The organism is Streptomyces sp. DSM 15324, from assembly GCF_001514285.1.
GTDB lineage: Bacteria > Actinomycetota > Actinomycetes > Streptomycetales > Streptomycetaceae > Streptomyces.
The window spans coordinates 286,447-305,009 of the sequence record NZ_KQ949030.1 but is presented as its reverse complement, the minus strand read 5'-3'; the positions used below and the strand labels follow the sequence as shown (position 1 = coordinate 305,009).

Below are 18,563 nucleotides of genomic sequence, written 5' to 3'. Positions count from 1 at the left end.
TTCCGCGAGCGGTCGCAGCGGCCCGTCCTCCTGGGGGGCAGGAGGACGGGCCACGGGCCGATTGAATCCCGGCGCTTGCGGGGAACCGCCCGGTGAGCGGCCGGAAATGACCGTGCGTACACCCGCCTCTGCCCCGGCGGGGCACCCGGTGGCTCAGCCCAGCGACGACACGTCGTCCCGCCGGGCCCCCCACAGGTCGCCGTCCTCGATAAGGAGATCCGCCGACGTCCGCTCCGCCTGCCCGGCATCGTCGGGTTCCCCGGACTCCTCGGGTTCCGGCTCCGGCTCGGGCGGGGGCGTGTCGTCGCCGCCGCAGCGCAACGGTTCGTCCTCCGCCGGGGGCGGCTGCGGGCCGGGAGGAGACGTCCGGCGGGAGGCGGCCGGCTGCCGGACGGGGTACCCCGGGTCGGGATCCGCGCCCAGGGGCCCGAAGCTCTGCCCGGGGGGCGGCGAGCCGGGCCCGGGAGGCGTCCACGCCGTCTCCGCCGCCGAGCTGAGACGGTCCCGGTCGCGGTCGTCGGCGCCGTTGTCGCCCGCGAACGGCCAGAGCAGCGGCAGGAACGAGGCCGTGGCCACCTCCCACAGGCTGGTGTCCTCCGTGTCGTCCGCCCGGGGAACCAGCGCGATCCGCTCACTGTGCGCCGAGCCCGGCGCCGGCCCGTCCGTACCCTGCGTCGACCCGTCCGTACCCGTCACCGCCCCGGCCGTGGCCGTCCGGGCCCCGGAGTCCTCGGTGTTCCCCGCCGACGCGGAGGCTCCCGAGGGGGCTGCGGGTCCCGCCGGTTGCGTGGTCCCCTCCGAGGTGGCGGCCGCCGCCGACGCCGTGGCCTCCGCGGTCTGCTCGCGGCGCGGGGCAGGCGCCCCGGAACCCGGTGCCGCCCCCGGTGCCCCCGGTGCCCCACCGGGGGCAACGACGGGTACGACGGCGGGTACGACGGCGGGTGTCCCGGCGGCCGTGAGACCCGGCGGTGCCCCCTCGGGCGAGCCGATCTCCCCGTCCGTGCCGGCCGACGCCGGCCCGGACTCCCAGTCGGCGGCCTCACCACCGACCAGTCCGGCCGCGTCGGGGCGCTCCGGCGCGCCCGAGCCGCCGCCGGAACCGGCACCCGCCGCGCCGGGGAACATCGGCAGGGGCATGGCCGGTACGCCCCCGATACCGGCGGTGGACGTCGTGCCGGCGGACGGCACACCGGCCGGGGTCCCGGAGCCGATGTCGACGCCGTCGACCGGCGGCCCGGACTCCTCGGCATCCTGCCAGGGAGCGGCGTCGCTGCTCAGGAGTCCCGCGGCGTCAGGCCTCTCCGCGCCGTCCTTGGCGCCTGCGCCCCCGCCGGCACCCGGCATCATCGGCATCATGGGCATGCCGCCCAGACCGCTGCCGGAACTCTCGGTGGATCCGTCGCCCAGGACGTCGCCCAGGCCGGTCGCCTCCGACCCGGTGTAGTCGACGGGCAGGCCGAGACCCTCGTCGTCGGCGCCGGTGAGGCCGCTGAGGTCGGAGGCCGGGTCGGTCCACACGGACGGGTCGGCGAGTCCGGCCGTCGACGAGTCCCAGCCCTTCAGGCCGCCTCCGGAACCGAGCGGGGACGTGCCGAGACCGCCGGGGTACGAGCCGATCCCCCCGGTCGACACGTCGCCCAGGCCTCCGGACCCCAGGCCTCCGGACCCCAGGCCTCCGGACCCCAGGCCTCCGGTCCCCAGGTCACCGAGTCCACCGATGCCGGGCGAGTCGCCGTCGAGACCGGGAAACTCCGCGACGCCCCCGGCGCCCGGGTTGAGGACCGAGTCGAGACCGGAGGCGTCCAGGCCGCCGGAGGTGCCCAGATCACCCCCGAAGGGGTCGGGGGACCCGCCGACCGGACCGTCGGCGCCGAGCCCGTCCGTGCCGAGGCCGTCGATCCCGGAGCCGCCGGTGTCCGGCAGACCGGAGCCGCCCGTGTCCGGCAGGCCCGAGCCGCTGATGTCCGGCAGACCGTCACCGCCGCCACCGTCACCGTCGCCGCCCCCTCCGCCCCCGCCCTCCGGCAGGGGCTCGGGGACCGGCGTCTCGGCCGTCGGCGCGATGACGTTCTCGATCGTCATCTTGTACGTCTTCGCGAGGTTCCGGATGACGGTCCGCATGTCCCGGGTCATCAGCGCGACGACCTCGGGCTTCGAACTGACGACGATCAGACCGTTGGACGTCCGTCCGGCCCCGAGCCTGGCGGCCTCCGCCGCGTACCAGATGTCGATGTTGTGGATGGTGGCGCGGGCCCGGGCCAGGCTGTTGCCGTTGTGGACCAGCTGCTGGGGTATCGAGGCCATGCCGGCACCGCGGGACAGCACGGCCGCGTTCGCGCTCACCTGCCGGGAGAACTGCTTGGTCATCAGCAGGAACGCCTCGGCGGACGCGCCCTGCCAGCCACGGTCGTCACCGGCGAGCGCGGCCGACTGCTGCTGGAGGCTGGTCGCGATCATCTCCAGGGTCTTCTGCACGAAGTGGAACGCCCGCGCCGTGGTGCCGAAACTCGCCGGGCTCGAGATCTGCGCCATCTCGTTGGCGTGGTCGGAGCCGGGAGCGACCGTGGTGGCGCCGTTGATGGCCGCCGCGATCTGCTTCCAGCTCCAGGTCTCGTAGTCGTGCTCGTTGCCGCCGCCGTCCGGGTTGCCGAAGAGGGTGCCGTCGTTGTCCTGTGTCAGGCCCGCGGTGGGGTCGTTCTCCGCCATGCTGCTCCGGTTCTGCCTTCCTCGCTCTGTGCGGTCGTTGTGCCGGCGGCGGCCGGTGGGGCCCGTGATCCGCGCCCGGCACGCCGCGGGTCACCTGGACGGCACCGTAGGGGTCAGGTGGCGACGCTGCCGGTGTCCTGGACCGAGCGGTCGAAGTAGCCGGGCACGCTGGTGAGTGCCTCCCTGATGCGTGCGGCGTCGATCGTGTTGTCGGCCTCGGTGTTGTCGTAGAGCTGCGCGAGCGTGTCGATGCCCGTGGCGAGCGCGCTCAGGCCGTACTGAAGGTCCACGAGCACCTTGAGGAACGCGGGCTTGAGCCCCGCGCCGTCGGCGCCGGTGACGTCGAGGCGCATCTGGTGGGCTACGTAGAAGCCCCCGGGCGCCAGCGTCACCGGGTCCAGCGTGTCGTGCGCCGTGCTCGCGGCGGTCTGGAGGGTGCGGATGTTCTTGGCGAAGAGCCGCATGGCCGCCGTGTTGACCTGGGTCTCGCCGGCCTCCGCGTGGGACAGCGTGACAGGCGGCGCCGCGGGGCCGGTGACGGCGTACGTCACCTCGGCGTACGGGGGCGTCTCGTGGTTCCACTCGTGCACACCGTTGGTGGTCGAGGTGTTCGAGGTGGTCGAGTTGTCCTCGTCCGACGGGAGGTATCCCTCGCCGGTGTTCAGCTCGTCGGCGGGCGGATCGCCAGGATCGGTCGACACCGGGTCACACCTCCCACATCTGGCGGCCCTGCACCTCGCTGGTGCCGTAGTTGGCGTTGATGCCGCTCAGCGAGGTGTGCGCCCTGACCGCCTGGTTGACCATGGCGGTGGCGGCGTTGTCCCAGCTCAGCTTGCAGGTGTTGTACGCGTCGCGTGCCTCGCTGGTCCACTCGGCGAGGTTGACGGTGCTGTCCTGGGCCAGGCCGTCGAGCATGGCCTTGATGGTCGTGCTGATGGAGGACATCTCCTCCACCACGGTGTTCACGTTGGACATGTTCACGGAGTAGGTGGCCATGGGATGCCTCTCTTGCTGGTGCTGCTGCTTGCGGTGGTGGGGGAGACGCGGCGGGCGGGGGCTCAGAAGCCCGGGAGCCCGGTCAGGGCGGGCGGCTCGGCGAGTTCCGCCGCGAGGGAGGCGGCCTCCTCCTGGGTGATGTCGTGCGTCTGCGCGTACATCGCGGCGTTGCTGTCGAGGCTGGACTGCATGTTCTCCAGCGCCGTGATCACGGTACGGAAGTTGGCGAGCCAGCTCTCCAGCGCCTTCCCGTAGGTCGACGAGGCGTCACCGCTCCAGTTGGCCGCCAGGGTGGAGACCTGCTCGTACATCGCCGAGTAGGAGCGGATGGCCGTGTCCCGCGCCGCCTCGAAGGTGTTGCTGGCCTTGATCATGCCGTCGACCGATACGGACGTCTCGCCCGCCATGGGCACTCCTTCGTTGGTTCGGTGCCGGCGCGAACAGCGCGTGCGGCGCGTGTTCGGGCACCTGTCGCGTGGTGTTACCCGGCCATGCTGGCGGCCGGGGAAGGCACCCCCGATCCACCACCGGCCTTGTTGCCCCCGCCGCCGTCGTTCTCTGCCCCCGCAGGGCATCCCGGCGCAGGGCCACCGGGCGGGGCCGCCCGACGGATCACACCCTTACCGGGTCGGAAGCCCCTCCGGTGGGTACGGCGGCCACCGCCTCCGCCGGCACCTCACGGCGCCCGGCGGCCGACGACACCCGGTCCGCGAACAGATGGGCGCCGAACGCCCCCAGCGCCACGGGGAGTTCGGCGGCCCGCCTGCCCACCGCCTGCCTGGCCGCGGCATCGAGGACATGGCCCAACCGCAGCAGCCGGCGCGTGGCCAGTTCGGCGAGTTCCTCGGCGCCGTACGGGGTCAGCCGCAGGTACTCCGAGAAGCAGCCGGCCAGTGCGGTGCTCTCCTGCGTCAGCGTCCGCAGGTCGCCGTCCTCGCCGGAGAGCAGCACCACGACCTCGGGCGACCGCGCCACACAGCCGGGCAGCGCCTCCAGAACCGCTGTACGGCCGGCGGGGTGCCGTCCGGAGAAGGAGCGGTCCCACTCCAGCAGCAGGACCCCGCCCGCGGCCTCCTCGAAGAGCGACGACGCATGGGCGGCGGCCTGGCCGGGCCAGCCGTCGGGGACGGCCGACAACGGCACCGGGTGCAGGGACCCGGTCGGCAGCAGTCCCCGCTCGGCCAGCATGCGCGCGTAGAGCGCGGCGACCGCCCGGCGACCGCTGCCCCGGGGGCCCGCCAGCACCACATTGGCCAGTCCCGACGCCGGCTGTCCGTCGGCGCGCAGCCGGGCCAGTCCGGCCACCCGGGCGGGCAGCGACTCGCGGACGCCCTCCAGGCCGACGAGTGAGGAGAGCCTGCGCTCGGCGCTCCTGCCGGGCGCCGAGGCGGCTGCCCCGGACGGGCCGTCCTCGTCGTCACCCGGCGCGAGGTCGACGTCGTCCTCGGAGAGCCGGCTCAGCTCGGTGTCCCGGCTCGGCGGGTTCGCCGCCAGCCGGGACGCCTGCCTGCTGATCATCGACTCGAACACCTTGCGGGCGATCCGGCCGTTGCCGAACGTCGGCCCCTTCGGGACGCGTTCGAAGTACCGGGTCAGTGCCTCCAGCGCCCCGTCGCTCATCTCGTAGTAGTGCTTGTCGCACAACCCCCGCACAATGGTGACCAGTTCCTCCACGCTGTAGTTGGGGAAGGCGACCGTACGCGAGAACCGCGACGCCATACCGGGGTTGGACGACAGGAACTGCTCCATCTGCTCGGAGTAGCCCGCGACGATGACGACGATGGAGTCCCGGTGGTCCTCCATCAGCTTCATCAGCGTCTCGACGGCCTCCTGGCCGAAGTCCGGCCCGGTGCCCTTGTTCTGGTTGGTCAGCGTGTAGGCCTCGTCGATGAACAGCACCCCGCCGACGGCCTTGTTGAAGACCTCGGTGGTCTTGATCGCGGTGCCGCCGATGATCTGCGCCACCAGGTCGGCCCGGGACACCTCCACGATGTGGCCCTGGCTGAGGATGCCCAGCTCGGCGAGGACCGCGCCGTACAGCCGTGCCACGGTGGTCTTGCCGGTCCCCGGTGGACCGGCGAAGACGAGGTGCCGGCTCATGGGCGGCATCGGCAGCCCCATCTCCTGGCGGCGCTTGGCCATCTGGTTGAGGTTGATGAGGCCGGTGACCTCCTGCTTGACGCTTCCCAGCCCCACCAGCGCGTCCAGGTCGGCCAACGGCCCGCTCTCCAGGACCGGACGGCCCTCCGGCGCGGCGGCCGCCCCGCCCGCGTCCGTCCCGCCGTCCCGGGCCTCCTCCGAGACGGAGTGGTGCGGCTGTTGCGGGAACCGTTCGCGGGGGTGGGGCGCGGTACGCGGCGCGGTCGTCCCGTTGTCGCGGATGTCGCAGCCTCGGACGGTGACCCGGTCCTCCGGGTCGAAGCGAAGGCCCTCCCCGGTGTTGCCGGTCACCGTGCAGCCGTCCACCTCGGCACGTGCCGGGGCCCGCAGATCCATCCCGTGTCCGCCGCTGCCCGACACCCGGCAGTCGGACGCCGTGAGCGTGCCGCCCTCCAGCACCCGGATCCCGTCGGTGCCCGCGCCGGTGATGCGGGTACCCCGGATCCCGGCGCCTCCGCCGGTGCCGACCAGCACCCCGGAGCCCTCCAGGACCGCGGACTCCATGACCATCCGCGCCCCGCCGTCCACCGCGACCGCCGTACTGCCGCCGCCCGCCCCCGAGACCCGCAGCCCGGTGAACCGTCCGTCGGCACCGTCGGTGAGGGTGATGCCCGTACCGTCGTCGGCCACCTCGATCCGGCCGCCGTCCAGCACCACCGAGGACTCGCCGTCGGCGCGGACCGGACGGGCACCGCCACCGGAGACGGTGAGGCTGTCGAACGAGGCCGACGACTTCCCCGACACCAGCACCGCGTGCTGCGAGGCACCCCGTACGGTCAGGTTGCGGAACACCGGTGCGCTGCCCGAGTCGACCACCAGGCCCAGCGGCGCCCCGTCGATCTCGCAGTCCTCGATCCGCGGCCGGGCCCCACCGGTGACCTGCAACCCGTTGTGCGCCGCCGCGGTGAGCGCGCAGCCACGGAGAACCGGCCGCGAGCCGCCCGCGATCTGGACCGACTGGGCCGCCGACCCCGCGAACGAGCAGTCGGTGAACTCCGTCGCCGCGGTACTGGTGAGATACGCGTCCAGCGAGGCGCTGCCGGTGACGGTGACCCTGCGGAAGGCCGCCCGGCCGTCCTGCTCGACCACCACGGCGGGCTTCGCGCTCCCGCTGACGGCGGTGTCCTCGACCACCGACTCGCCGCGGCCGTTGACACAGACGCCGTTGCCGCCCGACTCCTCCAGGGTGCAGCCACGGACCGTCAGCCGGCCGTTCTCCGCGACGACCACCGCGGACGACCCGACCCGGGAGACCCGTGACGCCTCCAGCGTGTTGCCCGCCGCGGACGTCACCACCACCCCCGCGCCCCCCGGGTTCCCGACCCGGCAGCCGCGGGCCACCAGCACCCCGGCCTGCCACGCCAGCACCGCCGTCCACCCCGCACCCGACACCGTGCAGCCGTCCAGCACCGCCTCGCCGCGCCGGACCTCGACGACCGGGGCATCGGTGTCCGTTCCGACGATCACGAGCCCGGACAACTGCACCGCCTCCGCGTCGACCACGACGGTGCTGCCGCTCGCCGCGACCACGGTCACGCTTCCCGGGTCGCCCTCGGCGCACAGCGTGACGGTCCGGCTCAGCAGCAGCGACTCCTCGTACCGGCCGGCGGTCACCGAGACCACCGCCCCGTCGACCGCGTGCCGTAGCGCCTCGGTGATCGAACGGTGTGCCCCTGGACGGTTCGGGGACACCACCAGCGTCTGCCTGGTCACTGTGCCGTGTCCTCTCCGGGCCCGTCGGGGCCGTCTGTACCGCTGATGACCAGACCGGGGGCATGACCGAGCGGTTTCCGCTCGGCGGCCTCCGCCGGGGGCCGGGTCCGTCCGGCCGTCTCCAGACTCGCCAGGGCGATCGTGTCGAGAGGCACCGGACGGGTACTGACCCGGCCGTCCTCCGAGATCTCCGAGGCGGACAACTCGCGCAGCAGGACGCTCGGCCGGTCGCCACCGGTGACCCGCAGCACCTTGAAACCGGTGCCGGGCAGGAAGACCACCCGGTCCGCCTCGTCCTGGACGATCAGCGCGGTGCGGCGCGCCGTCATCGACCAGACGAGGAAGTCCACTGGGCCGGGCCCCTGCGGCGGTTCGTCCGCCAGGGCCGGTGCGGCGGCATCCGTGCTCCCGGTCCCGGTGGCCCCGGCCGGCGGGGGATCGGCGTCACCGGAACAGAATCCCCACTCCACGATCAGGCGCCGGCTCCGGTACCACTCCCACTCGGCGGGCGTCAGGGGTGCGCGGAGCCGTACCGGCCCACGGTAGGACGGCAACCTGCGGAGACCGGCGGCCACACAGCGGGCCAGCGGCACGTGCGGACCGGGGAGGCCCGCGCTCACCCCCGCGTCGAGCGAGGGTGCCCCACCGGAGAGGTAGAGCTTGACGGCGACCAGGTCGCTCAGTGCCTCGCGGCCACCCCGGCCGGATTCCGGCCGCAGACCGGGCAACTCCGACATCGCTCGTGAGACGGACCCCGCGATGGCGTCGAAGGGTGCCCCGAGGGTGCGTTGCAGCCAGGCGCGTTCCTGGTCGATGCCGCGCTCCGGGGGCACCGCGCAGGCGGCTGCCGCCGGGACCGGCTGGACACGTACCCCGGACTCCGGCCCGTCGTCCGCGCCGGCCTCGGACACCCGGGGCGGGTCGGCGGCCGACAGCGCCTCCGGCGCGAGTGCGGCCGGGGCCGGGGGTACGGGTGCCGGGTTCTCCTGGGTGTGCACCGGGTCCGGCGGGGGTGGCGGGAGGTGCACGGTGGCAGGTGCCGGGGAGGACTCCAACCGGATCCGTGGCGCCGGCGTCGGCGTCTGCGCCACGGGCGCGGACGGGGACGGGGGAGCGGTCGGTGCCGAGGGGGAGGCGGCGGCCGCCGGTTCCGGGTCCTGCTTCGGCGGAGGAGGGGGCGCCCCCGGCGTGTGCGGGGCGGACTCGTCGGCCGTCCCGGCCGCCGGCTCCGCGTGGTCGAAACGGACCGCTGCCTCCGACCGGATGCCGGACACCGCTCTGGGGGCGGCGGGCGGGATGTCCCGGACGCCGGACGCGGTCGGCTGGGCGCCCGGAGAGGACGGGGTGTGGGGCGGGGTCGATGGGACGGCCGGGGAGTTGGGCGGGGTCGAGGGGACGGCCGGGCTGGCGGGCGGGCTTGAGGGGCCGGCCAGGGTGGCGGGCGCGGTCGGCGGGGCGAGCAGGACGTCCGGCGTGACCGGGACGTCACCCGTGACCCGCGGGTTCGGTACGGCGGTGGGGCCCGGGGCCGTCCGGCCGGTTCGCGGAGCGGGGCCTCCGACGGTCGGCAGGGGCGGGCGTCGGACGCTCGCCCCCGCGGCCGGTGCTCCGCTCGTCGAGGTGGGGGTGTCGGAGTCCGCCGCCCCGGCGCGCTGTGCGGTGGGGTCGGTCGGGCCGGGCGTGGCCATGCCAGGGAGGGACAGCGCCTCGCCGGGCGTGTCCGCCATGGTGGGCACGGGTGTGCCCGGTCCGGTGCGGTGGGCGTCCCGGAGCCCCCACGGCGACGCTTCCGCCCGCACGACCGCGGGAGCCGGTGCGGGCGGCACCGCCGGTACGTGTCGTTGTGCGGGCTCCGGAGCAGTGGCACGGGCCGGTTCCGCGTCGGGCGGGCCCGCGGTGAGGGAGGGTGTCCCGGCGCCGGTCAGCCGGTCGCGTTCCGCCGCGGCACAGGCGTCGGGCACGGAGACCGCCCGGCACATCCGGCTGGTCTCCGCGTCCAGCCGCCGCAGGACCTCCGTGGCGATCCGCCGCATCCGTGCCGCGTCGGGCCCGGCGTCGTGAAGGATCAGCCCGCCCTCCGGCTGGGGCGGGATGCCCCGTACGGCCTCCGCGTCCAGGGGGTCGTCGGCGCGCCGGACCCACAGCCCGCTCTGCACCACCTCCAGCACCGCGTCCTGCCCGTAGCGGAACAGGCCCGGGCCGATGGGCTCCAGTCCGTCCAGCGGCACCCGGTGGGCGAGCAGGACAGGGGGGTCGACCGGATCGCCGGCGTTCAGCCGGGGGCGGTGGCCCATCTCCTGGGCGAAGGGACGCCAGCCGGGAGAGGTCCCGTCGACGGGCACCCGGACGTCGTGCCCCGGGGTACCGGGTGCGCCCGCGCCGGGCAGACCGGTGAACATCGCCACCGGATAGCCCAACCGGTCGGCGAGCGCCTGCCCGACGGTCTCACCGGCGGGAACGGCCGGCTGCCCGAAGGGCGCGAAGCGGACCATGGCCCGGCTGGGGGCGGACAGCGCGTCCCAGAACCGGGCGATGTCGTCCAGCGGCAACCCCGGCATGCCCGGGTTGCCGAGGATCACCGTGAGGAGGTCCGGCCGTGCGGCGTGCACCCCGGCGGCGAGCTGGTGGCGCTGCGCCGCCAGCGTGCCCGGTTCCACGCCGGTGTGCCGCAGCCACACCCCGCCCGGCACGGGCTCCGCCGTACCGGTGTCGCTGGTGGCCCAGGCCCGGTCGGCGGCCGGGGCCTCCCAGGTGGGGCGGGGAAAGCGGCGGGAGTCCACGCGGGGTTCGCGCCCCGGGCGCAGCACGTACCAGCCGGTGCCCCGGTCGGGGGGCACGAAGAGGCCGCCGCCGGCGGCGGGCAGGACCGCCGCGTCGGGCGCGACCACGGTGCGGCCCAGCCGGTCGGCGAGCCACTGGGAGACCCGCATGGTCTCCTCGGGCGAGCCGCGTCCGACGACGATCCGGAGCCCGCCGCCGCTGTCTCCGGCGAGCAGGCCGGCCACCGCCTCCCACTCCGCGCGCGGGGCGGCCGCGTGCACGTCGACCACCACCAGGGTGTGTTCGCGGTCGGCGGCCAGGCCGGCGGCGAACTGCCGCGACCGCGGGTCGAGCCGTCCGGTGGGATGGACGAGCAGCGCGCCGCCTGCCCGCACGGCGTCCATGGACACCGTGCCGGTCCGGCGCCTCCTCGGCGCGAACCGCATCGTCACCGCCCCCCACCGCCTGCCGTACGCGTGGCGGTGAGGGTGTCCAGGACCGGGCCGTCCGGCAGCAGGGCGAGCACGTCCCGCGGGATGTGCCGCACCGTGGCGTCGGCGTAGCCGAGAGCGGAGAGCGCCTTGTCGTCGGCGACCCGGTAGCGCACCCCCTGATCGGTGATCAGGTACAGGTCGCCGCCGCCGTGGCCGGACGCCTGGGGGAGCGGCACCGCCAGCATGCCGCGGCCGCCCGGCACCGTGACGGCCTTCGGCGTGCCGTACGGCGCCGTGCCGGTGACCACGGTGGAGCTGACCGCGCTGCCGGAGGCCCGCTGGCGCAGGCACAGCGGCCGGCTGCCGGGGTCGTACGCGGTGCCGGAGGCCATCAGATCGGGCAGCCGGTCCAGCAGTGAGCGGTCCGTGGACGCCGGGGTGGCGGACACCTCGGCGGCGTCCAGCTCGCGGGGCGCCTCGCCGCCGGGTCTGGCGGCCAGCAGCGCGGCCTCGGTGACGCTGATCGGTGCCAGGCCGTCGGCGCGCAGCAGGTAGGTCTGTTCCACCCCGCCCGCGGCGGAGCGGAACAGGTCGCCTATCCGGCCGTCCCGGCCCCCCACCGAGGGGGCGGCGCCGCCCGCGCCCGGGACGTGGGCGGCGGACAGGGCGCTGCCGGTGGGGAGCTGGGCGAGCCACCGGTCGCCCACGGTGACGGCGGGCCGCACGTCCAGCCCGAGGGCGACGACGACGGACCGGTCGGACACCGGGTAGCGGGTGTTGTTCCACAGCACGTACTGCTTGCCGCCGGGCGCGGCCAGCAGCACCCGGGTGTTCGCGGGCAGCGGGGTGCCCGGGGCGTCGGGACCGAGGGTCAGCGCGCCGGCCGTGGTGTGCGTGGCGCACCAGGTCCAGCGGCCGGGCAGCAGGTCGTCGGCCTGGGGCAGGGAGTCGGGGGCCCCGGTGATACCCACCGGGGCTCCGTGCGGCACCCCGGTGAGCGAGTTGCGCGAGACGCTCACCACCGTCGCGCGGCCCTTGAGGGCGAGCAGGGCGGAGGCGTAGTTCGCGGGGGGACGCAGTGCGCCGCCCAGGAAGAGATACCGGGTGCCGGTCTCCTTCTCGACGACGATCGCGTCGGCCTTGCGCCAGGCGGAGTTGCCACCGGGCGAGATCAGCCCGAACACGGCGGCTCCGCCGCACAGCAGGCCGCCGACGACGACGCCGATGACCATGCCCAGCGAGGCCCGTCGCATCGGCGCCTCGCCGGTACCGGGGTCCCCGCCCACGAGGGCCGCGGACAGCCGGCCGGCGGCGAACCGGTACGCGTGCAGGTGGTCACGTGTGGTCTGCACGACGCCCCTCAGCCGGCCAGCGAGCGGAAGGAGGCGTACGCGCCCAGGAGCTGGAGCAGCAGCGGGACCAGTGCCAGGGCCGTCAGCGTCTCCAGGACGTCGGCGCCGTGGCCCCAGACGGGCAGCAGCCGCTGCTCCGGCATCCGCCGGGCGGCGACGGCCAGCAGTCCGAAGGCGGCCAGCAGGACGACCGCGCAGGCGGCCCGGGCCGGCGGATCGCCGGCCGACGCGGCCGTGAGCAGCGCCAGGCAGGGTCCGAGCGCCCCGCAGACCGCCAGCGCGGTCCGCTGCCGGACGCCGTTCATGCCGCGCGCCCGCAGCAGGAGCCCTGCCCCGAGGACACAGGGCAGAGTCCAGGACAGCCATCCGCTCTGCCGCACGAGCAGGACGCAGGCGACAGCGCCCAGCACCGCGGTGGCGGTGGTGAACACCGTCAGGATGTCGTCGGCGGACCGTACCCGGTGGGCGAGGCGTCCGCCGGGCTCGGGATCGATGTCCTGGCCGAGTTCGGCGGCGTTGTGCGGCAGGTGCGGGACGCGCAGCCGGGCGAGCCGTAGTGCCACCCGCTGGGCGACCGGGCCGAGGGCGAAGGCGGCGACCGCGAGGGTCGTCGCGGCCTCGGCCGCGTTCCAGCCCAGGACGGCACAGAGCACCGCACCGGCCTCGGCGCCGAGGGCCAGAGCGAGGAGGGTGCCGAAGAGCGCGACGGGCAGCCGGGCCGCGACGAGCAGCAGTCCCGTCACGACCGCGGCGGCGGCGGCCCCGGCCATGACCCCGTCGCGGTCGGGCGAGAGCAGCCCCAGGGCGCCGGTGGTGTGCGGGGCGGCGGACACGGCGGGGCCGGTGAGGACGGCGAACACCAGGCTGCCGAGCCCGGCGGCGACGGCGACGTCGCGGTCCGCGGCCGCGCCGCGTCCCGCCACCGTCGCTCCGACGGCCAGCAGCAGTGCGGTCGCCGCGCAGCCCAGCGCACCGGCGGCCCCCGGCCCGGCGGAGGTCACGGCCCCGGCGTACGCCGTGAGCGCCAGACAGGCCAGGCCCAGCAGGAGACGCCGGGTGTGCTCGGGGAGCCAGCGGCCGGGCCGGGAGGCCAGGGTCTGGGCCACGCCGTCGGGCACGTCGTCGAAATCGGGTTCCGGAACCGGGTCCTCGGCCGGACGCAGGTGCAGTACGTCGCCGTGGCGCAGGCGCAGCGTCTCCGGTGTCCCCTCCGGGTCGAGCGGGGCCTCGCCCAGGCGTTGCAGGACCCAGTGGGCGCCCTCCTGGTCCGGGGAGGCGGCGAGATGGCGCAACAGGACCGGCAGCAGCGCGGTCATCGTGGCGGTGACCGGCACGGCCAGGTCCGCTCGGCGGTCACGGCCGACGACGGTGATCCGGCACAGGGCGGCGCCCTCGGGGCCCGGGACGGCGGTCCGGCCGCGCCGGTCCGGTTCGGTACGGGCGGGGGGCAGGGGAGGTGCGGTGGTCACGGGATTCCTCGGCTGGGCCGCGGTGCACGGCGTTCGGGGACGTAAGGGGGCGAGGGGCGGCGCTGGTGCCCGGCGGCGGCCGCGGACTGCGCGAACGCGGCGTCACCGCCCCTCCACCAGCCCGGTCTGGACGAGCCTGATACCCCGTCGGGTGGCGAGTTGGGCGCGCCCGGCCTGGAGCGTCCTGGGTTTGGCCTCGCCGATGAACCGGCCCTCCTCCTTGGGATAGGAGAGCAGCAGCGCCGGGTTGCCCAGCTCCCACACACGGCGCAGCAGCGGGTCCATCATGGAGCGCATCGCGCCGGAGGTGCTCCGCGCGACGACGACGTGCATCGCGACATGGGCGCCCTGCGCCAGCAGCGGCACCAGCGGCGCGAGCGGGCCGGCCATCCCGGGAGAGGCCGCCAGCAGGTCGTAGTCGTCGACGAGGATGAACAGCCGCGGCCCCTGCCACCAGTCGCGCCCGGCGAGTTGCTCCGGGGTGACCTCGGCGCCGGGGAGCCGCTTGCCCATCGACACGGCGGTGCTGGTGGCGAGTTCGTTCAGCGCGTCCCCGCCGACCGCGTAGCCGACGCGGTACTCCGGCGGCACCGACGAGGCCAGGCCCCGGCCGGGGTCGCCGAGGATGATCCGCGCCTGGTCGGGACGGTACCGGGAGGTGACGGCACGGGCCACGAGCCGCAGCGCGTTGGTCTTCCCGGTCTCTCCGTCGCCGAAGACCAGCAGGTGGGGGGTGACGCGGAAGTCGTGCCAGACCGTGTTGAGCCGCTCCTCGTCCAGGCCCAGGCACATCCGCAGGTCGCCGTCGGGCGCGGGCAGCCGCTCGGCGGGCAGCCGGGTCGGCAGCAGCCGTACGACGGGCGCGGGCGGACCGGTCCAGAAGGCGGCCGACTCGGCGGCCGCCGCCCGGGTCGCCTCGGCCAGGCCGGTCACGTCGGACGAACTGTCCAGGCGGGGGAGCGCGGCCAGGAAGTGGTGGCCGGACGAGGTGATGCCGCGCCCCGGCTGGGACGGAACACCGGCGGCGATCCGCGACTTGACCTCGGACTCCATCGAGTCGCCCAGCCGCAGCTCCAGTTTGGTGCCCAGCAGGTCGCGCTGGCGCGGACGGATCTCCGACCAGCGCACCGCGGACGCCACCAGGTGGATGCCGAACGACAGTCCGCGGGCCGCCAGGTCGTTGACCCGGGTCTCCAGCTCCTCGAAGTCCTGCCGCAGGGTCCCCCAGTTGTCGACGACGAGGAACACGTCGCCGAACGGGTCCTCGACCTCGCCGCGGGCCCGCAGCGTCCGGTACGCCGCCATCGACTCCACGCCGAGGTCGGTGAACCGCTGCTCCCGCTGTTCGAGCAGCTGGGTCAGCTGGGCCACGGTCCGGATCACCCGGTCGCGGTCCAGACGCCCGGCCACCGAGCCGACGTGCGGCAGCCCGGAGACCGACGCGAGGCCGCCGCCGCCGAAGTCCAGGCAGTAGAACTGCACTTCGCGCGGAGTGTGGGTGAGCGACAGCGAGAGGACCAGGGTGCGCAGGAGCGTCGACTTGCCGCTCTGCGGGGCGCCGACCACCCCGAGGTGTCCGTCGGCCCCGGACAGGTCGGCCACCAGCATCTCGCGGAGCTGCTCGAAGGGGCGGTCCACCATCCCCAGCGGGATCCGCAGCCGTCCCAGGCCCGGGTGGTCGGCGGCGCTAAGGCCGCGTACCGGGTCCGGCACGATGCCGGGCAGCAGTTGGTCGAGGCTCGGAGCGACGTCCAGCGGCGGCAGCCACACCTGCCTGGCCGGCGGCCCGGCTCCGGCCAGCCGGTCGATCAGGACCTCCAGCAGGCTCTCCGCACCGTCGGGCTCCGCCCGGTCGTCGGCACCGCCGGGCGGCGTGCCGTCCGTCTCGGGTTCGGCGGTGGCCGGCGCAGCCGACCCGGGAGCGTGTCCGAGGGTGAACGGGGCGACCTCGCCGGCCACCCTGATCCGCTCGGCGTGCTCGTCGGGCGGGGCCGCTCCGGACGGGCAGGCACCCGAGACGTAGGCCGACTTGAACCGCACGAGCGTGGTGGTGTCGACCTTGAGGTAGCCGTGGCCGGGGCTGGAGGGCAGCTCGTAGGCGTGGGACGCCCCGATCACACTGCGCGACTCCATGGAGGAGAAGGTGCGCAGGGCGATCCGGTAGGACAGATGGCCCTCGACCCGATGGATGCGACTCTCGTCGAGCCGCTGGGAGGCCAGCAGCAGATGGACGCCGAGGCTCCGGCCGAGCCGCCCGATCGACACGAACAGGTCGACGAACTCCGGCTTGTTGGCGAGGAGTTCGGAGAACTCGTCCACGACGAGGAGGAGTGAGGGCAGCGGGGCCAGCCGGACGCCGGCGGTCCTGGCCTTCTCGTAGTCCAGCAGGGAGGCGTATCCGGCCTCACGGAGCAGTTCCTGACGGCGGATCATCTCGCCGTTGAGGGAGTCCCGCATGCGGTCGACCAGGGGGAGTTCGTCGGCCAGGTTGGTGATCACCGCGGAGGTGTGCGGCAGCCTGTCCATGCCGATGAAGGTCGCGCCTCCCTTGAAGTCCACGAGGACCAGGTTGAGCACCTCCGACGAATGGGTGGCGGCGAGCGCGGCCACCAGGGTCCGCAGCAGCTCGCTCTTGCCGGATCCGGTGGCGCCGATCAGCAGCCCGTGCGGGCCCATGCCGCCCTGGGCCGACTCCTTGAGGTCGAGTTCGACGATCTCGCCGTCCTCGGTGACGCCGACCGGCACCCTCAGCCGCGCCTCCAGAGCCGTCCGGGGCCGCCACTTGGCGGCCACGTCGAAGGTCCGCGCGTTCCGCAGACCGATCAGCGCGGTCAGGTCGAAGTCCGACTCCAGCGGCTTGTCGACGAGGTCGACGGTCCCGCTGGTGCGCAACGGCGCCAGCCGGCGCGCCAGGTCCTCGGCGGCGGTCCGGCCCAGCCCGTCGGCGCGGGCGGTACCGGTGGTCTCACCCGAGGGGAAGGTGACGTCGCCGTCGCCGAGCGTCAGCCGCAGAGTCCTGGGCCCCCCGGGCAGGGCGTCGGTCAGGTCGAGCAGTACGGTCCCGCGCAGCCCCGCACCGAGCAGCCGGCTGGACTCCGGCAGCCGTACCCGGTGGGCGACCACCACGGTGAACGGCTCGGCCGGGCCCGGCACGGACCCCGGGTCGTGGTCGGGCCGGTCGGTGAGCCCGGCGCCGAGCAGCTCCATCAGCTCGTCGTGGTCGCACGCGGCCAGCCGCAGCGGACCCGAGGCGTCCTCCCGCTGCGGGTGCGCGGTATGCGGCAGCCACTTGAGCCAGTCCCACTCCGCGAGCCCGGCCTCGTCGGTGAGCAGCGCGATCCGCAGGTCGTCGGGGGAGTGCAGCACCGCCAGCTGCCCGAGCACCGCCCGCGCCAGCCGCAGCGCCCGCTCCGGATCGCCGGTCAGCTCCACACTGGAGAACCGCCGCAGCCCGACCGGCAGCGGCATGCCCGGCACGTTCTGCACGGCCCGGGAGAAGCGCCGCAGCGAGATGGCCGACAGCGGCTCCAGATCCTCGATCGGTTTCGTCTTCGGCGGCAGGAACTCCAGGCCGGCGGCCCGCGCACCCAGACCGATCCGGACCCGGGCGAAGTCGTCGTGGCCCGGGCGGCGTTCCCACACGCGTGGTCCGCCCGCCAGCGACCACAGCCGTTCGGGGGACGGGTTGTCCCACAGCGCGGCGGTCCGCTGCGCCTCGGCGGCGGTCCGTGCCCTGCGCCGCAACTGGGCCAGATAGCGCAGGTAGTCGCGTCGCTCGGCCTGCATCTGCCGCTTGCGGTCCGCACCCGAGCGGCCCAGCTGCCCGAGGCTCATCCCGACCATCGACAGGCCCATCATGCCGGACATCAGATAGGTCGTCGGCGAGCCGTCGCGCAGCGAGAACATCATGACCATGGCCATGGTGCCCAGAGCCATCGGCAGATAGACGAGGACGGAGGAGAAGTCGGCGGTCGCCGGTTCGGGCAGGACCGGGGGCTCTGCCAGTTCGATCTGCTCGGACGGTTCCTCGGCCCCGTGGACGCGCGGTGCGCGCTTCACGATGACAGTGCTCATGTAAGGGTGTTCTCCACGGTTACGGCGCCCGTGCGCCGCGACAACGGTAGGAGCCGCAGCTCACGGGGCCGGGCGGGGCACTTCGACGTTGCCCTCGAGGACCACCGGCCGTTCCCCTGGGGGGAAGCGGGACGCCGTCCGGCGGTGAGCGGGCCGTGCGGCGGGCTCGTCCGGCGGTTCACAGGGCGCCGCTGCGCAGCGCGTGGGCCACGGCCTGGGTGCGGTTGCGCAGACCGAGCCGGGTCATCATGCCGCTGATGATGTTCTTGATCGTGCGTTCCGAGTAGCTGAGGTGCTCGGCTATCTCGGTGGTGTCCATGCCCTCGGCCAGCAGTCGCAGGACGGCCACCTCACGGGTGTCCAGGCCCGACGCGGTCATTCCCAGCGGTGCCAGCACATCGCGCTGGATCGTCTGGAGCCGGTCCACCAGCCACGCCTGGAGTTGCGGCGGCAGGTGCGCGCCGCCGGCCCCGACCTCGCGCACCGAGTCCACCACCGCGTCGAACCCGCAGACCTGGCGGGACAGCACACCGCGCACACCGCACTGGAGGGCCCGCAGCACATGGTGGTCGCGCAGCCGCTCGGTGACCAGCACGATACCCATGCCGGCATTGGACGAGCGGTCCGCGACCGTCTCCATCACCTGCATCGTGTTCTCGGTGACCTCGTCGGTCAGCATCAGGATCACGTCGGCGCCCGGCCGTTCGTCGGCCGACAGCAGCTTCAGCCCGCTGTAGGTCCGCAGACACGCGATCGTGCCCTCCCCGGTGATCGGGTCGTTGGCGATCACCGAGACGGCCACGGTCCGCGCCGCGACCCGCCGGCCCGCGGCGCTCGCCGCCGGACGCGTCTCGCGGTCGCCCACGGTGTAGTACTGCATGTCGCTTTCACTCCTGGGA

At 74.7% G+C, this 18,563-nt stretch carries 10 protein-coding genes; all 10 read right to left on the bottom strand.

Translation table 11 applies throughout. From position 1 onward, the window contains the following. Nucleotides 1–153: 153 nt before the first annotated feature. Nucleotides 154–2,706, bottom strand: a complete 2,553-nt coding sequence (locus AQJ58_RS25525) for a hypothetical protein (RefSeq protein ID WP_067253937.1) — start codon at nucleotides 2,704–2,706, stop codon at nucleotides 154–156. Between the two features lie 113 nt (nucleotides 2,707–2,819). After that, nucleotides 2,820–3,407: a hypothetical protein gene (locus AQJ58_RS25520; protein WP_067253935.1), complete on the bottom strand. Its 588-nt coding sequence runs from the start codon at nucleotides 3,405–3,407 to the stop codon at nucleotides 2,820–2,822. Nucleotides 3,408–3,411: 4 nt separating this feature from the next. Then, complete coding sequence (locus AQJ58_RS25515; RefSeq protein WP_067253933.1) at nucleotides 3,412–3,702, bottom strand: WXG100 family type VII secretion target; 291 nt, start codon at nucleotides 3,700–3,702, stop codon at nucleotides 3,412–3,414. Nucleotides 3,703–3,764: 62 nt separating this feature from the next. Next, nucleotides 3,765–4,109 carry a WXG100 family type VII secretion target gene (locus tag AQJ58_RS25510; protein ID WP_067253931.1) on the bottom strand — a complete coding sequence of 115 codons (345 nt, stop codon included), beginning with the start codon at nucleotides 4,107–4,109 and terminating at the stop codon, nucleotides 3,765–3,767. Nucleotides 4,110–4,314: 205 nt separating this feature from the next. Then, nucleotides 4,315–7,575, bottom strand: a complete 3,261-nt coding sequence (locus AQJ58_RS25505) for a right-handed parallel beta-helix repeat-containing protein (RefSeq protein ID WP_067253928.1) — start codon at nucleotides 7,573–7,575, stop codon at nucleotides 4,315–4,317. Beyond that, complete coding sequence (locus AQJ58_RS25500) at nucleotides 7,572–10,739, bottom strand: hypothetical protein (protein ID WP_067253926.1); 3,168 nt, start codon at nucleotides 10,737–10,739, stop codon at nucleotides 7,572–7,574. The genes AQJ58_RS25505 and AQJ58_RS25500 overlap by 4 nt, the downstream gene beginning before the upstream one ends. Before the next feature lie 44 nt (nucleotides 10,740–10,783). After that, nucleotides 10,784–12,121, bottom strand: a complete 1,338-nt coding sequence (gene eccB, locus AQJ58_RS25495; protein WP_067253924.1) for a type VII secretion protein EccB — start codon at nucleotides 12,119–12,121, stop codon at nucleotides 10,784–10,786. A gap of 8 nt (nucleotides 12,122–12,129) precedes the next feature. Beyond that, complete coding sequence (eccD, locus tag AQJ58_RS25490; protein ID WP_079079216.1) at nucleotides 12,130–13,590, bottom strand: type VII secretion integral membrane protein EccD; 1,461 nt, start codon at nucleotides 13,588–13,590, stop codon at nucleotides 12,130–12,132. A 102-nt stretch (nucleotides 13,591–13,692) separates the two neighbouring features. Further along, nucleotides 13,693–17,664: a type VII secretion protein EccCa gene (eccCa, locus tag AQJ58_RS25485; protein WP_067253922.1), complete on the bottom strand. Its 3,972-nt coding sequence runs from the start codon at nucleotides 17,662–17,664 to the stop codon at nucleotides 13,693–13,695. Nucleotides 17,665–17,842: 178 nt separating this feature from the next. Then, on the bottom strand, nucleotides 17,843–18,544 hold the full coding sequence (locus AQJ58_RS25480; protein ID WP_079079215.1) for a response regulator transcription factor: 702 nt from the start codon (nucleotides 18,542–18,544) through the stop codon (nucleotides 17,843–17,845). Nucleotides 18,545–18,563 lie beyond the last annotated feature (19 nt).

Excerpts from the sequence above, each read along its gene's own strand:
- AQJ58_RS25525 (WP_067253937.1), bottom strand. The coding sequence starts at position 2,706 with ATGGCGGAGAACGACCCCACCGCGGGCCTGACACAGGACAACGACGGC.
- AQJ58_RS25515 (WP_067253933.1), bottom strand. The coding sequence starts at position 3,702 with ATGGCCACCTACTCCGTGAACATGTCCAACGTGAACACCGTGGTGGAG.
- AQJ58_RS25510 (WP_067253931.1), bottom strand. The coding sequence starts at position 4,109 with ATGGCGGGCGAGACGTCCGTATCGGTCGACGGCATGATCAAGGCCAGC.
- AQJ58_RS25500 (WP_067253926.1), bottom strand. The coding sequence starts at position 10,739 with ATGGACGCCGTGCGGGCAGGCGGCGCGCTGCTCGTCCATCCCACCGGA.
- eccCa (WP_067253922.1), bottom strand. The coding sequence starts at position 17,664 with ATGAGCACTGTCATCGTGAAGCGCGCACCGCGCGTCCACGGGGCCGAG.
- AQJ58_RS25480 (WP_079079215.1), bottom strand. The coding sequence starts at position 18,544 with ATGCAGTACTACACCGTGGGCGACCGCGAGACGCGTCCGGCGGCGAGC.